The organism is Streptomyces sp. 12E, assembly GCF_055633275.1.
Genome location: NZ_JBVNCJ010000001.1, coordinates 1,028,011 through 1,047,023, shown reverse-complemented (window position 1 = coordinate 1,047,023; position 19,013 = coordinate 1,028,011). Strand labels below are relative to the sequence as shown.

Genomic DNA, 19,013 nt, shown 5'->3' with positions numbered 1-19,013 from the left:
CGCGCGTCAGCCCCGTTCGGCCACCGCCGCCGGGTCGTCCAGGACTCCCCGCACCACCGAGTGCGCCGCGCCCAGCAGCGGGCCCTCGGGGCCCAGCGGGGAGACGGAGACGGGACAGGCCGGCCCCGCGGTACGGCGGGCCAGTTCGGAGCGGAGCGACGGCAGCAGCCAGGGCGCGAGCCCGGACAGGGCTCCGCCCAGCACCACGCTCTCGGGGTCCAGCAGGTTGACCGCCCCGGTCAGGGCGATCCCGAGCGCCGTCCCCGCGTCCTCCAGGGCGCGTCGTACGTCCGTGTCGCCCTGCTCGGCGCGCCCCGAGAGGAGGCCGACGCGGTCCTCGCCCGGCTCCAGTCCGGCCGCGCGCAGCACCGCCTCCTCACCGGCGTACTGCTCCAGACAGCCCCGTCCGCCGCAGGCGCATTCCGGCCCGTCCGGCCGTACCGGTACATGGCCCAACTCACCCGCGAAGCCGCGGTTTCCGTGCAGCAGCCGTCCGTCCACGACGACCGCGGCGCCGATGCCGATCTCGGCGGACACATGGAGGAAGTCGCGCGGGGTGTCCTCGCCGAGCCACAGTTCGGCCAGCGCGCCGAAGTTGGCCTCGTTGGCCACGGTGAGCGGCAGGCCCGCCGGGAGCAGGTCGCCCAGGTCCGTGTCGAGCCAGCCGAGGTTCGGGGCGCGCACGACGGTCCGGGCGTCGCGCGCCACCAGACCCGGTACGGCCACGGCGAGCCCCGCCGGCCACAGGCCCTCGGCCTCCACCTCGGCGACGACCCGCTCCGTCAGCCCGGTGAGCTCCCCGAGCACCGGTCCGGGGGAGCGGTCCCGGTTCGGGACGTGCCGCACCGCCCGGGACCGGACCCGTCCGCGCAGGTCGACCGCGCAGACCGCGAGGTGGTCGACGCCGATCTCGGCGCCGATCCCCGCGGGGCCGCGCCCGCTGACGGCGAGCGCCGAGCCGGGACGGCCCACGCGTCCGGGCCGCTCGGGTCCCAGTTCCTCCAGCAGGCCCGAGCGGATGAGCTCGTCGACCAGCGTGGACACCGCCGCGCGGGTCAGGCCGATGCGGGAGGCGACGGCGGCCCGGGACAGCGGTCCCTCGGCTCTGACCGTGTGCATCACCCGCGAGAGGTTGCGGCGGCGCATGCCCTGCTGGGTGTCGGGCAACACGCGCCCCGGGCCGGCCGGGCGGGCCTTGTGCAGCGGTGCGCTCATTCCTCCGTCGTTCCTCGGTCTCCGCGGCCGTCGGTGCGCTGACGGCCGCTGCGGCTGGTCGGCCTGTCGGTCGGTGCGGCTGGTCGGCCTGTCGGTCGGTGCCGGCGGTCCGTGACTGCCGGCCCGTACCCGCCGGGCGGCGGGCACGGGCGGCCGGTGCCGTGCCGGTGGGCGCCGTCAGCCGGCGGTCGTGCCGCGGTTCAGCAGCGGGGCCGCGTCGGAGAGTACCCCGGCCAGCCCGGCCAGCGTCTCCTCGTCCCGTTCCACGGCCTCCAGCACCGGGCCCGCCGCCGTGTCCCAGCGCCGGGCGACCGCGGCCGGGTCCTCCCCGGTGAGCAGCCCGGCGGCCTGCGCCGCCGCACCGAGCGCGACCAGTTCCTTGGCCCGGGGCACCTGCACCGGCCGTCCCGACAGCCGCCGCACGGTCTGCTGCCAGGCCGTGCCCCGGGCGCCGCCGCCGATCAGCAGCAGGGGCGCCGACGGGTCGGCGTCCTCGTCGAGGACGAGGTCGAGCGCGGCCAGCAAGGAGTACACGGCGCCGTCGTAGGCGGCCTGGAGCAGCTGACCGCCGGTGGTGTCGTGGCGCAGCCCGTGCAGCAGGCCGGAGGCGTGGGGGAGGTTCGGGGTGCGTTCGCCGTCCAGGAAGGGCAGCAGCGTGACGCCGCGCCCGGGTTCGACGGCCTCGCGGTCCAGGTTCAGCAGCGCCGCGACCCGGTCCACGGCCAGCGTGCAGTTGAGCGTGCAGGCCAGCGGCAGCCAGTCGCCGCGCGCGTCGGCGAACCCCGCCACCGTGCCGGTCGGATCGGCCGGCCTGCGCTGCGTCACCGCGTACACGGTGCCCGAGGTGCCGAGGCTCATCACCGGCGTGCCGGGACGCACCCCGAGGCCCAGCGCGGCGGCGGCGTTGTCACCGGTGCCGCACGCCACCAGGGTTCCCTTGGAGAACGGCAGGTCGTGGCCGTCGCGCACGGTCCCGGCGACCTCCCCGGGACGCACCACGCGCGGCAGCAGCGCCGGGTCGAGCCCCACGTGCGCGAGGATCTCCTCGTCGTACGCCTCCGTCCCCGAGGCCCACCATCCGGTGCCGGACGCGTCGCCGCGGTCGGTCGTGCCCTGCCCGGTGAGCCGCTCGGTGAGGTAGTCGTGGGGGAGACGGACCGCCTTGGTGGCGCGCACCGCGTCCGGCTCGTGCTCCGCCAGCCAGGCCCACTTGGTGACCGTGAAGGAGGCGGCCGGCACGCTTCCGGTGCGCTCGGCCCAGAACTTGGAGCCGCCCAGCTCCTCGATCAGCCGCCGGCCCTGCGGAGCGGAACGCACGTCGTTCCACAGCAGCGCCGGACGGACCGGCTCGCCGTTCCCGTCCAGGGTGACCAGGCCGTGCTGCTGCCCGCCGATCGACACCGCGGCGGCCTCGTGCGCCGCCTCGCCGCACTGGCGCAGCGCCTCCGACAGGGCGTCCCACCACTGGCGCGGATCGCTCTCCCGGCCGGCCCCCGAGGTCACCGTGTGCGGGGCCTGGCCGCTCGCGACGACCCGGCCGGTGGCCACGTCGACGACCAGGGCCTTGGTGGACTGGGTGGATGTGTCCACGCCGACGACGAGCGGACCCTCGGCTGCTGACATCGGTCTCTCCCTCTCCCACGACCCACTTCCGCGACTCGGCGGGGTGTGTCTCTTCCCAGAAATGTTCCTGCATACTAATTTGTAAACCGCCATGACGAAATAGCCTCAGCGAGCAAGGAGCCGCGGCATGAACTACCAGCCCACCCCCGAGGACAAGTTCACCTTCGGACTGTGGACCGTCGGCTGGCAGGGACGGGACCCCTTCGGCGACGCCACGCGGGGTGCCCTCGACCCGGCCGAGTCGGTGCGGCGCCTGGCCGAGCTGGGCGCCCACGGCGTCACGTTCCACGACGACGACCTCATCCCCTTCGGCTCGAGCGACAGCGAGCGCGAGGAGCACATCAAGCGGTTCCGGCAGGCGCTGGACGACACCGGCATGAAGGTGCCGATGGCCACCACCAACCTGTTCACCCACCCGGTGTTCAAGGACGGCGGGTTCACCGCGAACGACCGCGACGTGCGCCGCTACGCGCTGCGCAAGACCATCCGCAACATCGACCTCGCGGTCGAGCTCGGCGCCGAGACCTACGTGGCCTGGGGAGGTCGTGAGGGTGCCGAGTCCGGCGGCGCCAAGGACGTGCGGGACGCCCTCGACCGCATGAAGGAGGCCTTCGACCTGCTCGGCGAGTACGTCACGGCCCAGGGCTACGACATCCGCTTCGCCATCGAGCCCAAGCCGAACGAGCCGCGCGGCGACATCCTGCTGCCCACCATCGGCCACGCCCTGGCGTTCATCGAGCGTCTGGAGCGCCCGGAGCTGTACGGCGTCAACCCGGAGGTCGGCCACGAGCAGATGGCCGGGCTGAACTTCCCGCACGGCATCGCGCAGGCGCTGTGGGCGGGCAAGCTCTTCCACATCGACCTCAACGGCCAGTCCGGCATCAAGTACGACCAGGACCTCCGCTTCGGCGCGGGCGACCTGCGCGCCGCGTTCTGGCTGGTGGACCTGCTGGAGTCGGCCGGGTACGAGGGCCCGCGGCACTTCGACTTCAAGCCGCCGCGGACCGAGGACTTCGACGGCGTGTGGGCCTCGGCGGCCGGCTGCATGCGCAACTACCTGATCCTCAAGGAGCGCGCGGCGGCCTTCCGCGCGGACCCCGAGGTGCAGGAGGCGCTGCGCGCGGCCCGGCTGGACCAGCTGGCCCAGCCCACGGCGGCCGACGGCCTCCAGGCCCTGCTCGACGACCGGTCCGCCTTCGAGGACTTCGACGTCGACGAGGCCGCCGCGCGGGGCATGGCCTTCGAGCGCCTGGACCAGCTGGCGATGGACCACCTGCTGGGCGCCCGGGGCTGAGCCCCGACCGCGAGGGCGCGGCCGTCCCGCCCCTGCCACGGGACGGCCGCGCCCTCGCACGCGCGTCCGGGAGGGCCGCGCCCCCGCGTGCGGTTCGCCCCCGGTCGTGCGCGCGGTGGCACGCGTCCGGGCCGACGCGGGACCTCCCGGCGGCGACGTCCCGCGCGTGACGGCGCGGTCCGCACCGGCCCGGTGCGCATCCCGCGTGCGCCCTCGCGCGGCACGGCCGTGCCGCGCACGCGAGAGCGGGCCGCCGAGCGGCCTGGAGTCGCTCCTGCCGTCCCCGGGCGACGCGGAACCGCCCCGACGACACCGCACGAGACGCGGTCACCCCCCGGAGAGGCCTTCCCCCGAGACCGTCGCCGGATCCCTGCGGGAACTCCCGCCGGGGTCCGGCGACCGTGTTCCTCGCGGCACGGCCGCCGGGGCCGGTCGTGGTCCTGGCGTGGTGGCGAACTCGCCGGCGGCTACCTTTCGGGTGCGCGCTCCGCCGAGGCCAGTGCCGTCGCCGGGTCCCGGGAGGAATCCCCCGCCGGGACCCACCGGCCGCGTTCCTGGCGGTACGGCCACCAGCGCCCCTCGCGGCCCAGGCGCAGCTGGACGGGTGCGCCGGCCACCGTCCACCGGTTGGCCCGGGCCCGAAGCACCGGACGTTCGCCCTCGTCCCACGCCGTGTCGAGGGCGGCACGCGCGCGGGCCAGCCGTTCGCCGTCCACGGTCCACTCCTCGTCGAGCACGGCCAGGGCCGCCGTACCGCCGTGCCGCCAGGCCCGTACGGCCACGGCCAGCCCTTCCCGGCCGCGCCCCGACCCCTCGGCGAGCCGCCCCGCCAGCGCGCTGCCGGGTTCCCCGGCGGCCAGCCGCACCGCGTCCTGCGCGACGGTCGGTTCCGGTTCCACGGGCTGCCGTTCGTGCCCGTCCCGGAGCGCCCGGGCCAGCATCCGGTGGGCCTGTACGGCGGTCCGGGCGGCCAGGAACTCCAGCGCGGGCGGATCGATCCCGGCCGCGGGCTCCGCCTCCGTGTCCAGCGACGGCGGAATCCCCGGCTCCGCGGGGAGGGCGGGGGCGTCGGGAAGCGACGGCAGGATGTCACCGGCCGCGTACGCCTCGGCCGCGTCCACGCCTTCCGGGCCCCGGGCGGGCCGCCCGGCGGACGCGTCGCCCCCGGCCTGGAGCGCGTCCAGCAGGGTGCGTTCGCCCCGCCCCCGCACCAGCAGCAGGACGAACGGGTCCTGGTCCAGCAGCCGGGCCACCTGATAGCACAGCGCCGCCGTGTGACCGCAGTGGTCCCAGGCGCCGCAGCCGCACTCCGGCTCCAGATCGCCCGGGCCCGGCAGCAGTCCGACGCCGGCCAGCTCCGCGTCCTCGACCAGATGCGTCGGCATCTCGCGGTCGAGCAGCGCCGCGACGTGCCCGGCCCGCTCCACGGTCATGGCCAGGAAGCGGTCCCACTGTTCCTCGGACAGCTCCTGCAGCAGCACGTCCGCGCGGTGGGCCGTGCCGTCCCGGTCCTGTACGACCGCCGTGATGCGTCCCGGCCGCACGGACACCGCGCCGACCGCGCCCGCGCGGGCGAGCCCGCGGCCCGCCTTGAGCTGCCCGGAGTCCAGTGCCGTGCCCTTCAGCGCCGTCAGCCAGGCCCGGCCCCACCAGGTCTGTGCGAAACCCCGCCCCCGGGCGGGCGGCAGCGCGGCGAAGGTGCGCTCCGCGCCGGCCCCGTCACCGTCGTACCGGGTCATCCCAGTCCCCCTCGCAGTTCGACCAGCTCCGCCAGCTCGGTGTCGGTCAGTTCGGTGGGTGCCGTCTCGCCGGAGCCGAGCACCGCTTCGGCCAGCTCGCGCTTGCGCTCCAGCAGTCCGGCGATGCGGTCCTCGACGGTCCCCTCGGCGATGATGCGGTGCACCTGCACCGGCCGGGTCTGGCCGATGCGGTACGCGCGGTCCGTCGCCTGCGCCTCGACAGCGGGGTTCCACCAGCGGTCGTAGTGCACGACGTGCTCCGCGCGGGTGAGGTTCAGTCCGGTCCCCGCCGCCTTGAGCGACAGCAGGAAGACCGGGACCTCGCCGTCCTGGAAGCGGCGCACCATCGCCTCGCGTTCGGCGACCGGCGTGCCGCCGTGCAGGAACTGCGTCGGCACGCCCCGTGCGGCCAGGTGCCGCTCCAGCAGCCGGCCCATCCGTACGTACTGCGTGAACACCAGGACAGCGGCCCCCTCGGCCAGGACCGTGTCGAGGAGTTCGTCCAGCAGCTCCAGCTTCCCCGACCGCCCCGCGACCACCGGCCGCTCCTCCTCGAGGAACTGCGCCGGGTGGTTGCAGATCTGCTTCAGGCCGGTCAGCAGCTTCACGATCAGTCCGCGCCGCGCCGTGCTGTCGGCGCCCGCGATCTTGGCCATCGCCTCGCGCACCACGGCCTCGTACAGCGCCGTCTGCTCCTGGGTGAGCGAGACGGCGTGATCGGTCTCCGTCCTGGGCGGCAGCTCGGGCGCGATCCCGGGGTCCGACTTGCGGCGGCGCAGCAGGAACGGCCGCACCAGACGCGCCAGCCGGTCCGCCGCGGCCGGATCCTGCCCGCCCTCGACGGCGTCCGCGTACCGCCGGCGGAAGGTGCCGAGCCGGCCCAGCAGTCCGGGGGTCGTCCAGTCGAGGATCGCCCACAGTTCCGACAGGTTGTTCTCCACCGGCGTGCCGGTGAGCGCCACGCGCGCGCGTGCGCCGATGGAGCGCAGCCGGCGGGCCGTCGAGGAGTACGGGTTCTTCACGTGCTGGGCCTCGTCGGCGACGACCATGCCCCAGGGGACCTCGGCGAGCCGGGAGGCGTCCAGCCGCATGGTGCCGTACGTGGTGAGCACGAACGCGCCGTCGGCCAGGCCGTCCAGCGCCCGCCGCGCGCCGTGGAAGCGGCGCACCGGGGTGCCGGGCGCGAACCGCTCGATTTCCCGCTGCCAGTTGCCCATCAAGGAGGTCGGGCAGACCACGAGAGTGGGGCCCGCGGACTCCGGATCGGTCTGGCGGTGCAGGTGCAGGGCGATCAGGGTGATGGTCTTGCCGAGCCCCATGTCGTCGGCGAGACAGCAGCCCAGGCCCAGGGCGGTCGTCCGGGCCAGCCAGTCCAGGCCGCGCCGCTGGTAGTCCCGCAGTGTGGCGGCGAGGGCGGCGGGCTGTTCGACGGGCTCCTGCGCCCCGGGGTCCGCGAGCCGGTCCCGCAGGGCCGCCGGCCAGCCGGTGGGCCGGACCTCGATCCGGCTGCCGTCGACCTCCACGGAGCCCGTCAGGGCCGCGCCGAGCGCGTCGATCGGAGTGACCCTGCGATCCTTCCGGGCACGGGCGCGGGCCAGCTCCTGCGGGTCGATCAGGACCCACCGGTCGCGCAGTCGCACGAGGGGACGGTTCGCCTCGGCCAGCCGGTCCAGCTCCTCGCGCGTGAGCCGCCGGTCGCCCAGGGCGAACCACCAGTCGAAGGCGAGCAGCGCGTCGGCGGACAGGAACGACGGCCCGTCCGCGGATCCGGTCCTCCCGGACCCCGGCCCGTCGTCGGCGGGACCGATCTGCGCACGGGTGGTGAGTTCGCGGACCAGCTCCTTGGGCCAGTGCACGTCGACGCCCGCACCGGCGAGCGCCCGGCCGCCGTCGCCGAGGAGTTCGGCGATCTCCTCCTCCGCCAGGTCCACCGCGTCCGGCACGGTCGCCGACAGCAGGGGGGCGAGCGGCGCCCAGGCCCGCGCCGCTCGGCGGAGCGCCAGCAGGGCGTCCATCCGCGCGCGGGAGTCGAAGGCCGCGTCGAAGGACCCGGCCCACACCTCGCCGGCGTCCGCGACGAGCGCGGGGTCGCCCACGCCGTGCATCTGCAGGACGGCCCGGAACGACACGTCCGCAGTGTCGGCCGCGTCCGTGAGCCCGCGCGCCTCGATCCGCAGGGACAGCCGTACGCCGGCGTCGTGGCCGGCGGCGACGCCGGCCGCCCAGGCCCGCAGCCCGGGCAGCCGCCGAGGCCCCGGCACCGCGAAGGCGGGGGCGCCGGTCACGAGGTGGGCGGCGGGGGAGCGGGGGAGGGTGTCGGCGACCGCGTCGAGGAAGGCGCGCAGCAGCCGTTCGGGCTCGGGCAGCCGCGGCGGCCCGGAGCCGTCCAGCGGCGTCGCGTGCGCCTCGGGCGGCATCGCGGCGGCGAGCCGGCGGATCGCCTCGACGTCCTCCGCGCCCAGCGGGCCGGCGCGCCAGGCGTCGTGGTCGGCGGGGGAGAGGCCGGGCAGCAGCAGACCGCGCGCCACCAGGTGCAGGGCGTGCACGGCGGCGGCGCCCCAGAACAGGGTGGCCCGGTGCCCCGCGCCACCGGCGCGCGCACGCGTGAGGAACGGGAGCGCGTCGCGCACCGGCAGCAGGGCGGCGGGCACGCGTACCACCTCGATCCCGTCGTCGCCCGGCACCACGACGGTCAGCTCCTCGGCCGACGCCGTGTCCACGGCCGGGGGAGGCGAGCCGTCGGGCCGCCAGAACGCGACCCGACCGGTGTGAGCGGGGTCACCTGGTACGAACACGGCCGGACAGCCGGCCAGCTCGGGGTGTGCGGGGTGTGCGGGGTGTGCGGGGTGTGCGGAGGGGGGCGTCGGGGGAGTCGTCTGCGCGGTGATGACAGAGGTCCTCAAACTTGACTAGTGAAGCCGGAGTCGCCGAGGATACAGCACGGACGATGTCGCCGGGTATGTCTTTGATGTGATCCAGGTCACTATGGAGGTACGTCGTGGACCTCCGGGGCGGAGGCCCGCGAGGGGTTCCCGGAGGCCCTAGGGGCGCATCTCAGGGACGTCTCGGGGTCGCGGTCCGGAACCGCCGCGGGCGCGGGCCCGTTCTCACGGCAGAGAGCGGCAGTGGCCGCGAAGGAGGCGACACTCATGTCGAAGAACGCCAAGATCGCCGCGGGGGGCGTGGCGGCCGGACTGATCCTGCTCATCTGGCTGCCCTGGTGGGCCGCGCTCCTGATCGTCCTGGGAGTCCCGGCCGCCGCGTACCTCGCCCTGGACCCCGCACAGCGGCGCAGGCTGCGCCGCGTCTCGCGCAAGGAGCTGGGCCGCTGAGGCGTCAGGGCGTCACCGCCTCACCGGAGCCCAGCGCGCAGGAGTCGACCACGTCGTCGTCCGCGGGCCTGCCGACCGTCCGGTCCGCGGGCGGCGCGGCTCCGCGCTCCACCCGTGCGACCAGGGCGTCGAACGCCGAGCGGTAACAGGGCAGGATCGGCCGCAGCCGGTCCGGGCAGGACGAACGCGATGTCGTCCGTCCGGGCCACCAGCGACCAGCCGGGGCCGTCGGCGCGCAGGGTGCGTGCGCCGCCCGGGGCGAAGGACGAGCGGACCCGGCCGAGCGGCGGCGGCGAGTCGACGTACGCGTGTGCCTCCGCCAGTACCCGCCGGATCCCGCTGTGCCCCGGCCGTCCGTCCGGACGGCCCGCCCGCTTCCTCCGCCCGGCCGTCCTCCGCGGGCTCCTGCGCGCCGCCGGCCGCCCCGGCCGCCCCGGCCGGGCCGCCCGGTGCCGGGAACGCCGCGTCGTCGACCTGCTCGCGCCAGACCGTCCACCGCAGCGCGATCTCGTCGGCGCCCAGCCGGCGCTGGGCCGGCCCCCAGGTCCCGGCGTCCGGCGGGGTCAGCGGGGACCCGTCCGCGGCGCCCGGGCCGGGATCGTGCGGCGCGGGCACGCCCGGCGCCGCGACGGCCACCGCGAGAGGCCAGCCGGGCAGCGCGGCGACGACCGTGCGCTCGTCCGGCGACAGGTCGTGCTCCATCCCGCAGTCCCAGGACGCGATCACGACGGCGACCAGCGAGACGTCGTCGACGACGACGGTCCAGCGGGCGCCCTCGCCGTCCTGGCCGAGTACCAGCCCGTACCCGTCGGCGAGGGGCGGAAGGCCGAGCGCCGCGCACGCCTCCGGGTAGTCGTCGCCCGGCACGCTCGGGAACTTCGCCGGTGTCAGCAGCGCCGCCGTGAGCACGTAGAGCGCGTCGTCCGCGGCGGCGACGGCTTCCTCGTCCGTCCGGGCCATCCCGCCTCCCCATCGGTTCGTCCACCGGCGCGCACCCTATGCCGACCCCGAGCCGCTTGTCACGACCCCACGGCCGTGCCCGGAGCTGCGGTTCTCCGGCCCGACGGGGCGAATCGGCCCCCACGCCGGCGGGCGGTTCAGGCGGCCGGAAGACCCAGCAGCGCCCGCGCGACCGTCCGCGGGGACTCGTCCCGCTCCCGTGCGAGAGCGATCACCGCCCGGCACGCCAGCTCGTTCACCCCGAACGACAGGGCCTCCGGCGACACCCAGCCGGCCGCCTCGTCGATCCGGTCCTGATCGTCCTCCGCGCAGGCCGAGACGTACGCCGCGGCGGCCTCGAACAGATTGCGCGGACGCTCCCCCCGCACGGCCCGTTCCCCCGCGCGCGCACTGCCGGTCACTCTGCTCCCGATCCCCCGGGCCCATCCCCACATGCGGTCCACCTTCCCGGCACGACTGCCGTCGCCGACCGTTCATCTCCTGCCACCCAACGTAGAGTTGCGGCTCCGACGGCAGAAGGGGGCAACACGGTGCGACGCTTCGAACGGCTGGAACGGATCCGGCGGATGGACCCCTACCGGGAGGCGACGGAGATCTACCGGCTCAGCGCGGCCTACGAGTTCCCCTGGGACTTCACCCGGGCCCTGGAACTGGCCCTCTACCGCACCTACGCCGTTCCCCGGATCGGCCGCCTGCTCGCCGGGACCGCGGAGCTCACCGACCGGTCCCAGAAACGCTACGACGACACCTCCCTCCTCCTGGACGCCATCGTCGAGCACGGGTTCGGCAGCACCCGGGGCAGGACCGCGATCCGCCGCATCAACCGGATGCACCACGCCTACGACATCCCCGACGACGACATGCGGTACGTCCTGTGCACGTTCGTGGTGATGCCCAAGCGGTGGATCGACTCCTACGGCTGGCGCAGGCTGTCACGGCACGAGACCGTCGCCGCCACCGTCCACTACCAGACCCTGGGACGGTACATGGGCATCAAGGACATCCCCGGGTCCTACGAGGAGTTCGAAAGCTTCCTGGACGCCTACGAGGAGGCCCACTTCGGCTGGGACGAGGGCGCGCGGCGGGTCTCGGACGCCACGCTCGACCTCATGATCTCCTGGTATCCGCGCCCGCTCGCCCCCGTGCTGCGCACCGCCACGCTCGCGCTGCTCGACGAGCCCCTTCTGCGCGCCTTCCGCTACACCCCGCCGAGCGCGGCCACCCGCGCGTGGGTGCGCCGCGCGGTGCGGTTGCGGGGCCGCGCCGTCCGCCTGCTGCCGCCGCGGCGCGCCCCGCACTTCGCCCGGCAGAACCGGGAGATCAAGAGCTACCCGAACGGCTACCGGCTGGACGACCTGGGCACCGAACCCGTTCCGGGACTGCGGGGGTGTCCGGTGCGGCACGCGGACTGAGCAGCCGGCCACGCGGCCGGGCGCTCAGTCCGTGCGGACGGCCAGCGCCAGGAAGCGCGTGTCCTCGTCGGCGTACGACGTCATGCGCCACCCCGAACGGGACAGCAGCGCACGGAGATTCGGCTCCGCGCGCAGGTCCCCCGGGGTGAGCGTGCGGCCCTGCCGGGCGGCGAGCGCCGCCCGGCCGACCGGATGGAACAGCGCGAGCACGCCACCCGGCCGTACCACCCGCGCGATCTCCCGGAGGTTGCCGGCCGGGTCGGGCAGATGGGCGATCAGACCCGCCGCGAACACGGCGTCCAGCGCGGACGGGCGCAGTGGCAGCGCGGCGACGTCGGTCAGCACCAGCACCCCGTCACGGTCCCGACCGGCCCGTGCCGCCTGCCGCAGCATGGCCGGCGTCAGGTCCACGCCGAGGACCACGCCCGTGGGTCCCACGGCCGCACGCAGCGGAGGCAGGGCGCGCCCGGTACCGCAGCCCGCGTCGAGCACCCGGTCCCCCGCGCGCAGACCGAGTCCGGCGACCGCGGCGGCGTAGGCCGGACCGTCGTCGGGGAAACGGCGGTCCCAGTCGGCGGCACGCGCGGTGAAGAACTCCTGGACGTGTGTGCGGTCGTCGCTCATGCTCCGTATGATCCCCTACCGGGACGAGCGGTGCCCTTGTGCGCACGTTCGAGCGAGACGGGGTCGTTCCGGTGCACCACCGCGTCATGCTTCAGCCGTTTCCGGAACGTTCCCTTCGCGCGTCCGCGCCCTCCGGCGTTTTGGGCCATGGGACCTCTGGACCGCGCCGCACCGTCCGCGCGCTCGTCGTCACCGGCAGCCCCCATGAGCGGGTTCTCCGCGAGGTGTTCGAGGTGGTCGAAGGGCTGAGGTGGTCGAGGGGCTGTGGGTCCCGTGGGCGACACCGCGCCCCGGGCGAGGACCGCTTCGCGTGAGCCCGGTGCCACGACACGGAAGACGTCTGCCGCGGGCTCGGGGGAGGAGGTGCTGATCCGGCTCGTCGAGTACGCCGAACGCGTAGGCACCGCCCGGCCGCCCGGCTCGGCGGGACGGCCGCGGGATCCGGGCTCGCGCCACTGTTCCTCGGTCATCTTCCGCCCCCTGGCCCCGTCCTCCTTGCCCGGCGCCCGGTCGTGGGGAAGGCTGGCGCGAGGGCCCTCCCGCACAGGAGGGAACGGCACACGGGGCAGAACACGGGGAAGACCAGGGGGAGACACACGACATGGCGCACAACCGGGGACTCGACTGGCTGCTGGACGACCTGACCCAACGAGTCGAACACGTACGGCACGCGCTGGTCCTGTCCAGCGACGGGCTGGTGACGGGCGCGAGCACGGGGCTGCGGCGCGAGGACGCGGAGCACCTCGCCGCCGTCTCGTCCGGACTGCACAGTCTCGCCAAGGGCTCGGGACGGCACTTCGGCGCGGGCGGGGTGCGCCAGACGATGATCGAGTTCGACGACGCGGTGCTCTTCGTCACCGCGGCGGGCACCGGCAGTTGTCTGTGCGTACTCAGCGGGGCGGAGGCCGACATCGGCCAGATCGCGTACGAGATGACCCTGCTGGTCAACCGGGTCGGCGAGCACCTGGACGTGGACGCCCGCCAGCCGGAGCCCGGCACAGAGCTCTGACCTGCGAGGTCGTGCTCCGTCGCGGAGTTGTCCACAGGCTCGTCACGGAGAGTGGCAAAGGGGCTACGGTTCTTCCGGGCGGGCGCATCCGGCGCCGGCCGCCCACACTCCACGGGGGAGGACGAGCATGCCCGGACAGCACATCGCCGCGCACGACACCACGGCCACCGCCGGGCGGCCCGGGACGCCTGGGCCGTCCGGGCCGTGCGGCCCGCGAACTCGGTCTCGGGGAAACCGAGTTCGACCTCACCGTGCAGCTCGGGCGGATCCGTGCGCTCCCCGGTGACGAGCTCCGTCCCGCTCTCCCCGCCGACCCGGTGGAGGCGCGGACACCGGTGACCTACAGCGCCCGGAACAAACCCTCCTGGACGACGGACACCAGCATCCGGCCCTCCAGGTCGTAGATCCGGCCGCGGGCCAGGCCCCGCCCGCCCGTGGCGATCGGTGATTCCTGGTCGTACAGGAACCACTCGTCGGCGCGGAACGGACGGTGGAACCACATGGCGTGGTCCAGCGACGCCATGTCGAAGCCGCGCGGCCCCCACAACGGCTCCACGGGGATCCGCACGGCGTCCAGGAGGGTCATGTCACTGGCGTACGTCAGGGCACAGGTGTGCACCAGCGGATCGTCGCCGAGCGGGCCGACCGCGCGCATCCACACCGCGCTGCGCGGCTCGGAGCCCCTGACGGCGTCGGCGTCCCAGCGCAGCCGGTCCACATAGCGGATGTCGAAGGGCTGGCGGCGCGCCATCCGCTCCAGCTGCTCCGGCAGCGCGCCCAGATGCTCACGGATCTCGTCCGTCACCGTCGGCAGCGACTCGGGGTCCGGGACCTCGCGGGCCGGCGGCAGCTGGTGTTCAAAGCTTCCCTGTTCAGGCTTGTGGAAGGAGGCGGTCAGATTGAAGATCGTGCGGCCCTGCTGCACCGCGGTGACCCGACGGGTCGTGAACGACCGGCCGTCACGCACCCGTTCGACCTGGTACACGATCGGCACCCCGGGCCGGCCCGGACGAAGGAAGTACGCGTGCAGGGAATGCACCGGGCGGTCGCCCTCCGTGGTGCGGCCGGCGGCGACCAGGGCCTGGCCGGCCACCTGGCCGCCGAAGACCCTCTGGAGGGACTCCTGCGGGCTGCGGCCACGGAATATGTCGACCTCGATCCGCTCCAGGTCGAGCAGGGCGACGAGGCTCTCGGCCGGATTCGTCATGGGTGGGCTTCTCCTGTCCTCACAGCTGGCCGACACCGGTGACCCGGACGACCGCACGGCCCTCCGCGTCGGAGGCGGTGAGGTCGACCTCGGCGCTGATGCCCCAGTCGTGGTCGCCGTTCGGGTCGTCGAAGATCTGCCGGACCCGCCACAGCCCGTTCTGCGGCTCCTCCTCGATGAGCAGCAGCTTCGGTCCGCGGGCGTCGGGACCGGTGCCGAGTTCCTCGTACTCGTCCCAGTACTTGTCCATCGCCTCGCCCCAGGCGTCCGCGTCCCAGCCGCTCTCGGCGTCCAGCTCGCCCAGTTCCCCCACCTGATCGAGGGCGGCGAGCTCGACCCGGCGGAACATGGCGTTGCGGACCAGGACGCGGAAGGCGCGCGCGTTGGCGGTGACCGGCTTGACCTGGTCGGCCCTCTCCTGCGCCTCCTCGGCGGTCATCTCCTCCGGATTGGCCAGCTGTTCCCACTCGTCCAGCAGGCTGGAGTCGACCTGGCGCACCGTCTCGCCCAGCCAGGCGATCAGATCCTCCAGGTCCTCCGACTTCAGGTCGTCCGGGACGGTGTGCTCCAGCGCCTTGTAGGCGCTCGCGAGGTAGCGCAGCACGATGCCCTCGGTGCGGGCCAGCTCGTAGTGGGACACCAGCTCGGTGAACGACAGCGCCCGCTCGTACATGTCCCGGATCACGGACTTCGGCGACAGCGGATGGTCACCGACCCAGGGGTGGCTCTTGCGGTAGGTGTCGTAGGCGTGGAAGAGCAGCTCCTCCAGCGGCTTCGGGTAGGTGATGTCCTGGAGCCGCTCCATGCGCTCCTCGTACTCCACCCCGTCGGCCTTCATCGCGGCGACCGCCTCGCCGCGCGCCTTGTTCTGCTGGGCGGCGAGGATCTGGCGCGGATCGTCCAGCGTGGACTCCACGACGGACACCATGTCCAGCGCGTACGACGGCGACTCGGGGTCCAGCAGCTCGAACGCGGCCAGCGCGAACGTGGACAGCGGCTGGTTCAGCGCGAAGTCCTGCTGCAGGTCCACGGTGAGGCGGACGATCCGGCCCTCGGCGTCCGGCCGGTCGAGCTTCTCGACGATGCCGCCGTCCAGCAGCGAGCGGTAGATGGCGATCGCCCGCCGGATGTGCCGCAGCTGCTGCTTGCGCGGCTCGTGGTTGTCCTCCAGCAGCCGTCGCATGGCCTCGAAGGCGTTGCCGGGCCGGGCGATCACCGACAGCAGCATGGTGTGCGTGACCCGGAAGCGGGAGGTCAGCGGCTCCGGCTCGGAGTCGATGAGCTTCTCGAAGGTCTGCTCGCTCCAGGCGACGAAGCCCTCGGGTGCCTTCTTGCGCACGACCTTGCGGCGCTTTTTCGGGTCGTCTCCGGCCTTGGCCAGCGCCTTCTCGTTCTCGATGACGTGTTCGGGAGCCTGGGCCACCACGAAGCCCTCGGTGTCGAAGCCGGCGCGACCGGCGCGGCCCGCGATCTGGTGGAACTCACGGGCCCGCAGCGTGCGCACGCGGCTGCCGTCGTACTTGGTCAGGGCCGTGAACAGCACCGTGCGGATGGGGACGTTGACGCCCACCCCGAGCGTGTCGGTGCCGCAGATGACCTTCAGCAGACCGGCCTGCGCGAGTTTCTCCACCAGCCGCCGGTACTTGGGCAGCATGCCGGCGTGGTGCACGCCGATGCCGTGCCGGACGTAGCGGGACAGATTGCGACCGAACTTGGTGGTGAAGCGGAAGTTGCCGATCAGCTCGGCGATCTTGTCCTTCTCCTCGCGCGTGCACATGTTGATGCTCATCAGCGCCTGTGCCCGCTCCACCGCCTGCGCCTGCGTGAAGTGCACGATGTACACCGGCGCCTGCCGGGCCTCGAGCAGATCGGTGAGCGTCTCGGTGAGCGGCGTGTACCGGTACTCGTAGGACAGCGGCACGGGCCGGGTCGCGGAGCGGACCACGGCGGTGGGGCGGCCGGTGCGGCGGGTGAGGTCTTTCTCGAAGAAGGAGACGTCGCCGAGCGTCGCCGACATCAGCACGAACTGCGCCTGCGGCAGCTCGAGGAGCGGGATCTGCCAGGCCCAGCCGCGGTCCCCTTCCGCGTAGAAGTGGAACTCGTCCATCACGACCTGGCCCACGTCGGCGTCCTTGCCGTCGCGCAGCGCGATCGACGCCAGCACCTCGGCGGTGCAGCAGATGACCGGGGCGTCGGCGTTGACGGACGCGTCGCCGGTGAGCATGCCGACGTTCTCCGTGCCGAAGATCTTGCACAGTTCGAAGAACTTCTCCGACACCAGCGCCTTGATGGGCGCCGTGTAGAAGGTGACCTCGTCGCGCGCCAGGGCGGCGAAGTGGGCGGCCGCCGCGATCATGCTCTTGCCGGAGCCTGTGGGCGTCGACACGATCACGTTCGCCCCGGAGACCACCTCGATCAGCGCCTCCTCCTGGTGGGGATAGAGCGTGAGACCGCGTTCCCGGGCCCACGACTCGAAGGCTTCATAGAGGGCGTCGGGGTCGGCGGTCGGCGGAAGCTGATCGATGAGGGTCACGCCCCCATCTTGCCTGCCCGCCCGTCCGATGGGGGAATCGGCTGCGGGCGCGAAGATCACGAACGCTACGCTGTGTCGCCGGCGGAGCGTCAACGCGCCCGGTCAACCGGACAGCGGCGAACGAGGGATGGGACGGGCAACGGCGATGATGGGACCAGCACACTCACTGTCGGGCGCCGCTGCCTGGCTCGGGGTCGGCGCGGCGACGGCCGCGGCCGGACACCCCATGCCCTGGCCGGTCCTCCTGGCAGGCGCCCTGATCTGCGCCGGCGCCGCCCTCGCCCCGGACCTGGACCACAAGGCGGCCACCATCTCGCGGGCCTTCGGACCCGTGTCCCGCTGGCTGTGCGAGATCGTCGACAAGCTGTCCTACGCCGTCTACAAGGCCACCAAGAAGCAGGGCGACCCGCGTCGCTCCGGCGGGCACCGCACGCTCACCCACACCTGGCTGTGGGCGGTCCTGATCGGTGCCGGCACCGCGACCCTGGCTATCACGGGCGGCCGCTGGGCGGTGCTGGCCATCCTCTTCGTGCACATGGTGCTGGCCATCGAAGGCCTGCTGTGGCGGGCGACGCGAGGATCCGGCAGCGATGTCCTGGTGTGGCTGCTGGCGGCGACCAGCGCCTGGATCATCGCGGACGTCCTGGACCAGCCGGGCATGGGCTCGGACTGGCTGTTCACCGAACCCGGCCAGGAGTACCTGTGGCTGGGGCTGCCGGTCGTGCTGGGCGCGCTGGTGCACGACATCGGGGACGCGCTGACCGTCTCCGGCTGCCCGATCCTGTGGCCGATACCGGTGGGCCGCAAGCGCTGGTACCCGATCGGTCCGCCGAAGGCGATGCGGTTCCGGGCGGGCAGCTGGGTGGAGCTGAAAGTGTTGATGCCCGTGTTCATGCTGCTGGGCGGAGTGGGCTGCGCGGCGGCGCTCAACGTGATCTGAGGGGCGCTCCGGTCCCGGAGTCAGCCGGGACCCCCACCGCCGTACCGGCGCTCGAAGCGAGCGACGCGGCCCTCCGTGTCCACGGTCCGGGCCCTGCCCGTGTAGAACGGATGGCTCTCCGAGGAGATCTCCACCTCCACCACCGGGTAGGTCTCGCCGTCGTCCCATTCGATGGTCTGGTCGCTGGTCGCGGTGGACCGGGTGAGGAAGGCGTACCCGGCGGCACGGTCACGGAAGACGACCGGGTGGTAGTCGGGGTGCTTGTCCTGCTGCATGAGTGCTCCTCGGGATCAGCCCGGCAGGTTGTCCTCGTCGACGACGTGCATCGCGGCCTCCTCGGCGGAGGCGGCCGCGCCGTCGATGCCGACGTCCATGGCGACCAGGGCCTCCTCCTCGTCCTCGTGCGCCCCTTCGTCGGGGGCCACGAGCCGGCCGGAGCGTGCGGCGCCGACCTCGTCGTCGAGGAGTTCCCCGTCGGTGCCCGAGGAATCACCGATGCCGTCGCCGTCGTCGCCGTCGGCGAGATCGGGCAGTTCCTCGGCGAGACGCTGGTCCAGCGTCTCGCCCTCGTGGCGCTCCGCCGCCGTCACGCCGTAGTGCTCCACGGCCCAAGGCCGCTCAGGAGGGGACCAGCCCCGGTCGAGGGGGTCGGCGACGCCGTCGTTCTCCAGGGTGTCCTCGGCGTCGAGCAGTCCGGCGTCGTCCTGAATCTCGGACGCGTCGGGCTGGTAGACGTCGTCTCCCCAACCGTCGGCGCTGTTCACGGGTACCTCCAGGGGGTGGGGGCGGGCCCGTTCCCGCCGCGGCCCGCGGCGAGCCGCCGGTACGAGGCACTGGTGCCTCCGATGCCGGGTCCACCGGGCTCCCGGGTGCTCCCCGAGCCGGTGCCTGACTCCAGCCTTCCACCGGAGCTCCCCACCGCGCAACGGCACACCCCGCTCCCGACGCCCTCCGGGCCCTCTTCGCGGCCGCGGGTCGACAACCTCGCCGCCGACCCGGCACGGCCCCGGCCAGGTGCCCTCCCCGGACGGCCCACCCGTACGGGTCGGGGCGCCCCCGCCGCCCCGGCCGGGAAAGGCCGACCGCCACGGATCGCGCCCCGGCCTGCCGCCGCCCGGCCGGACG

At 74.0% G+C, this 19,013-nt stretch carries 15 protein-coding genes and 2 pseudogenes; 5 read left to right on the top strand and 12 right to left on the bottom strand.

Annotated elements, in window-relative coordinates:
* Positions 1–6: 6 nt before the first annotated feature.
* Both ACZ8ZB_RS04885 and xylB read right to left on the bottom strand, forming a co-directional pair.
* The gene (locus ACZ8ZB_RS04885; RefSeq protein WP_470736481.1) at positions 7–1,215 is read right to left on the bottom strand and encodes an ROK family protein; all 1,209 of its coding nucleotides are present in this window, start codon (positions 1,213–1,215) and stop codon (positions 7–9) included.
* A gap of 177 nt (positions 1,216–1,392) precedes the next feature.
* Positions 1,393–2,838 carry a xylulokinase gene (xylB, locus tag ACZ8ZB_RS04880; RefSeq protein ID WP_470736480.1) on the bottom strand — a complete coding sequence of 482 codons (1,446 nt, stop codon included), beginning with the start codon at positions 2,836–2,838 and terminating at the stop codon, positions 1,393–1,395.
* Between the two features lie 127 nt (positions 2,839–2,965).
* On the opposite strand from xylB, the gene xylA reads away from it, so the two are divergent.
* Positions 2,966–4,132 carry a xylose isomerase gene (xylA, locus tag ACZ8ZB_RS04875; protein WP_470736479.1) on the top strand — a complete coding sequence of 389 codons (1,167 nt, stop codon included), beginning with the start codon at positions 2,966–2,968 and terminating at the stop codon, positions 4,130–4,132.
* 467 nt (positions 4,133–4,599) lie between these two features.
* Here the strand turns inward: xylA and ACZ8ZB_RS04870 are convergent, their stop codons facing one another.
* Positions 4,600–5,871: an SWF or SNF family helicase gene (locus ACZ8ZB_RS04870; RefSeq protein WP_470736478.1), complete on the bottom strand. Its 1,272-nt coding sequence runs from the start codon at positions 5,869–5,871 to the stop codon at positions 4,600–4,602.
* On the bottom strand, positions 5,868–8,684 hold the full coding sequence (locus tag ACZ8ZB_RS04865) for a DEAD/DEAH box helicase (protein ID WP_470741422.1): 2,817 nt from the start codon (positions 8,682–8,684) through the stop codon (positions 5,868–5,870). Before ACZ8ZB_RS04865 ends, ACZ8ZB_RS04870 begins: the two co-directional genes overlap by 4 nt.
* Before the next feature lie 336 nt (positions 8,685–9,020).
* Here ACZ8ZB_RS04865 and ACZ8ZB_RS04860 point away from each other — a divergent pair, with 336 nt between their 5' ends.
* The gene (locus ACZ8ZB_RS04860) at positions 9,021–9,203 is read left to right on the top strand and encodes a hypothetical protein (protein ID WP_030822433.1); all 183 of its coding nucleotides are present in this window, start codon (positions 9,021–9,023) and stop codon (positions 9,201–9,203) included.
* Positions 9,204–9,207: 4 nt separating this feature from the next.
* Here ACZ8ZB_RS04860 and ACZ8ZB_RS04855 read toward each other — a convergent pair.
* The 3 genes and pseudogenes from ACZ8ZB_RS04855 to ACZ8ZB_RS04845 all read right to left on the bottom strand — a co-directional run.
* Positions 9,208–9,378, bottom strand: a pseudogene (locus ACZ8ZB_RS04855) (tannase/feruloyl esterase family alpha/beta hydrolase); the annotation flags it as partial.
* Positions 9,338–10,163: pseudogene (locus ACZ8ZB_RS04850) on the bottom strand (hypothetical protein); the annotation flags it as partial. The pseudogenes ACZ8ZB_RS04850 and ACZ8ZB_RS04855, both read right to left, overlap by 41 nt.
* Positions 10,164–10,300: 137 nt before the next feature.
* On the bottom strand, positions 10,301–10,597 hold the full coding sequence (locus tag ACZ8ZB_RS04845; RefSeq protein WP_470736477.1) for a hypothetical protein: 297 nt from the start codon (positions 10,595–10,597) through the stop codon (positions 10,301–10,303).
* Positions 10,598–10,693: 96 nt separating this feature from the next.
* On the opposite strand from ACZ8ZB_RS04845, the gene ACZ8ZB_RS04840 reads away from it, so the two are divergent.
* Positions 10,694–11,575 carry an oxygenase MpaB family protein gene (locus ACZ8ZB_RS04840; RefSeq protein ID WP_470736476.1) on the top strand — a complete coding sequence of 294 codons (882 nt, stop codon included), beginning with the start codon at positions 10,694–10,696 and terminating at the stop codon, positions 11,573–11,575.
* Between the two features lie 24 nt (positions 11,576–11,599).
* Here ACZ8ZB_RS04840 and ACZ8ZB_RS04835 read toward each other — a convergent pair whose 3' ends face one another.
* Positions 11,600–12,199: a class I SAM-dependent methyltransferase gene (locus ACZ8ZB_RS04835; protein ID WP_470736475.1), complete on the bottom strand. Its 600-nt coding sequence runs from the start codon at positions 12,197–12,199 to the stop codon at positions 11,600–11,602.
* A 601-nt stretch (positions 12,200–12,800) separates the two neighbouring features.
* On the opposite strand from ACZ8ZB_RS04835, the gene ACZ8ZB_RS04830 reads away from it, so the two are divergent.
* A complete protein-coding gene (locus ACZ8ZB_RS04830) occupies positions 12,801–13,208 on the top strand; it encodes a roadblock/LC7 domain-containing protein (protein ID WP_470736474.1) in 408 nt (135 codons plus the stop codon).
* Positions 13,209–13,548: 340 nt separating this feature from the next.
* On the opposite strand, the gene ACZ8ZB_RS04825 is transcribed toward ACZ8ZB_RS04830, so the two are convergent.
* Together ACZ8ZB_RS04825 and ACZ8ZB_RS04820 are read right to left on the bottom strand one after the other, a co-directional pair.
* Positions 13,549–14,415, bottom strand: a complete 867-nt coding sequence (locus ACZ8ZB_RS04825; RefSeq protein WP_470736473.1) for an acyl-CoA thioesterase — start codon at positions 14,413–14,415, stop codon at positions 13,549–13,551.
* A gap of 19 nt (positions 14,416–14,434) precedes the next feature.
* Positions 14,435–16,948 (bottom strand): DEAD/DEAH box helicase, encoded by a 2,514-nt coding sequence (locus ACZ8ZB_RS04820; protein WP_470736472.1) that lies wholly within the window; start codon positions 16,946–16,948, stop codon positions 14,435–14,437.
* Positions 16,949–17,093: 145 nt separating this feature from the next.
* Between ACZ8ZB_RS04820 and ACZ8ZB_RS04815 the strand changes: the two genes are divergently transcribed.
* Positions 17,094–17,888 carry a metal-dependent hydrolase gene (locus ACZ8ZB_RS04815; RefSeq protein ID WP_470736471.1) on the top strand — a complete coding sequence of 265 codons (795 nt, stop codon included), beginning with the start codon at positions 17,094–17,096 and terminating at the stop codon, positions 17,886–17,888.
* A 20-nt stretch (positions 17,889–17,908) separates the two neighbouring features.
* On the opposite strand, the gene ACZ8ZB_RS04810 is transcribed toward ACZ8ZB_RS04815, so the two are convergent.
* Together ACZ8ZB_RS04810 and ACZ8ZB_RS04805 are read right to left on the bottom strand one after the other, a co-directional pair.
* Positions 17,909–18,163 carry a type B 50S ribosomal protein L31 gene (locus ACZ8ZB_RS04810; RefSeq protein WP_470736470.1) on the bottom strand — a complete coding sequence of 85 codons (255 nt, stop codon included), beginning with the start codon at positions 18,161–18,163 and terminating at the stop codon, positions 17,909–17,911.
* A 15-nt stretch (positions 18,164–18,178) separates the two neighbouring features.
* Positions 18,179–18,652 (bottom strand): DUF5709 domain-containing protein, encoded by a 474-nt coding sequence (locus ACZ8ZB_RS04805; protein WP_470736469.1) that lies wholly within the window; start codon positions 18,650–18,652, stop codon positions 18,179–18,181.
* Between the last annotated feature and the right edge of the window lie 361 nt (positions 18,653–19,013).

Bases quoted from the DNA above. Each gene is read 5' to 3' on its own strand.
- ACZ8ZB_RS04860 (WP_030822433.1), top strand. From the start codon at position 9,021: ATGTCGAAGAACGCCAAGATCGCCGCGGGGGGCGTGGCGGCCGGACTG.
- ACZ8ZB_RS04835 (WP_470736475.1), bottom strand. From the start codon at position 12,199: ATGAGCGACGACCGCACACACGTCCAGGAGTTCTTCACCGCGCGTGCC.
- ACZ8ZB_RS04885 (WP_470736481.1), bottom strand. From the start codon at position 1,215: ATGAGCGCACCGCTGCACAAGGCCCGCCCGGCCGGCCCGGGGCGCGTG.
- xylA (WP_470736479.1), top strand. From the start codon at position 2,966: ATGAACTACCAGCCCACCCCCGAGGACAAGTTCACCTTCGGACTGTGG.
- ACZ8ZB_RS04825 (WP_470736473.1), bottom strand. From the start codon at position 14,415: ATGACGAATCCGGCCGAGAGCCTCGTCGCCCTGCTCGACCTGGAGCGG.
- ACZ8ZB_RS04815 (WP_470736471.1), top strand. From the start codon at position 17,094: ATGATGGGACCAGCACACTCACTGTCGGGCGCCGCTGCCTGGCTCGGG.
- ACZ8ZB_RS04810 (WP_470736470.1), bottom strand. From the start codon at position 18,163: ATGCAGCAGGACAAGCACCCCGACTACCACCCGGTCGTCTTCCGTGAC.
- ACZ8ZB_RS04830 (WP_470736474.1), top strand. From the start codon at position 12,801: ATGGCGCACAACCGGGGACTCGACTGGCTGCTGGACGACCTGACCCAA.
- ACZ8ZB_RS04845 (WP_470736477.1), bottom strand. From the start codon at position 10,597: ATGTGGGGATGGGCCCGGGGGATCGGGAGCAGAGTGACCGGCAGTGCG.
- ACZ8ZB_RS04870 (WP_470736478.1), bottom strand. From the start codon at position 5,871: ATGACCCGGTACGACGGTGACGGGGCCGGCGCGGAGCGCACCTTCGCC.
- xylB (WP_470736480.1), bottom strand. From the start codon at position 2,838: ATGTCAGCAGCCGAGGGTCCGCTCGTCGTCGGCGTGGACACATCCACC.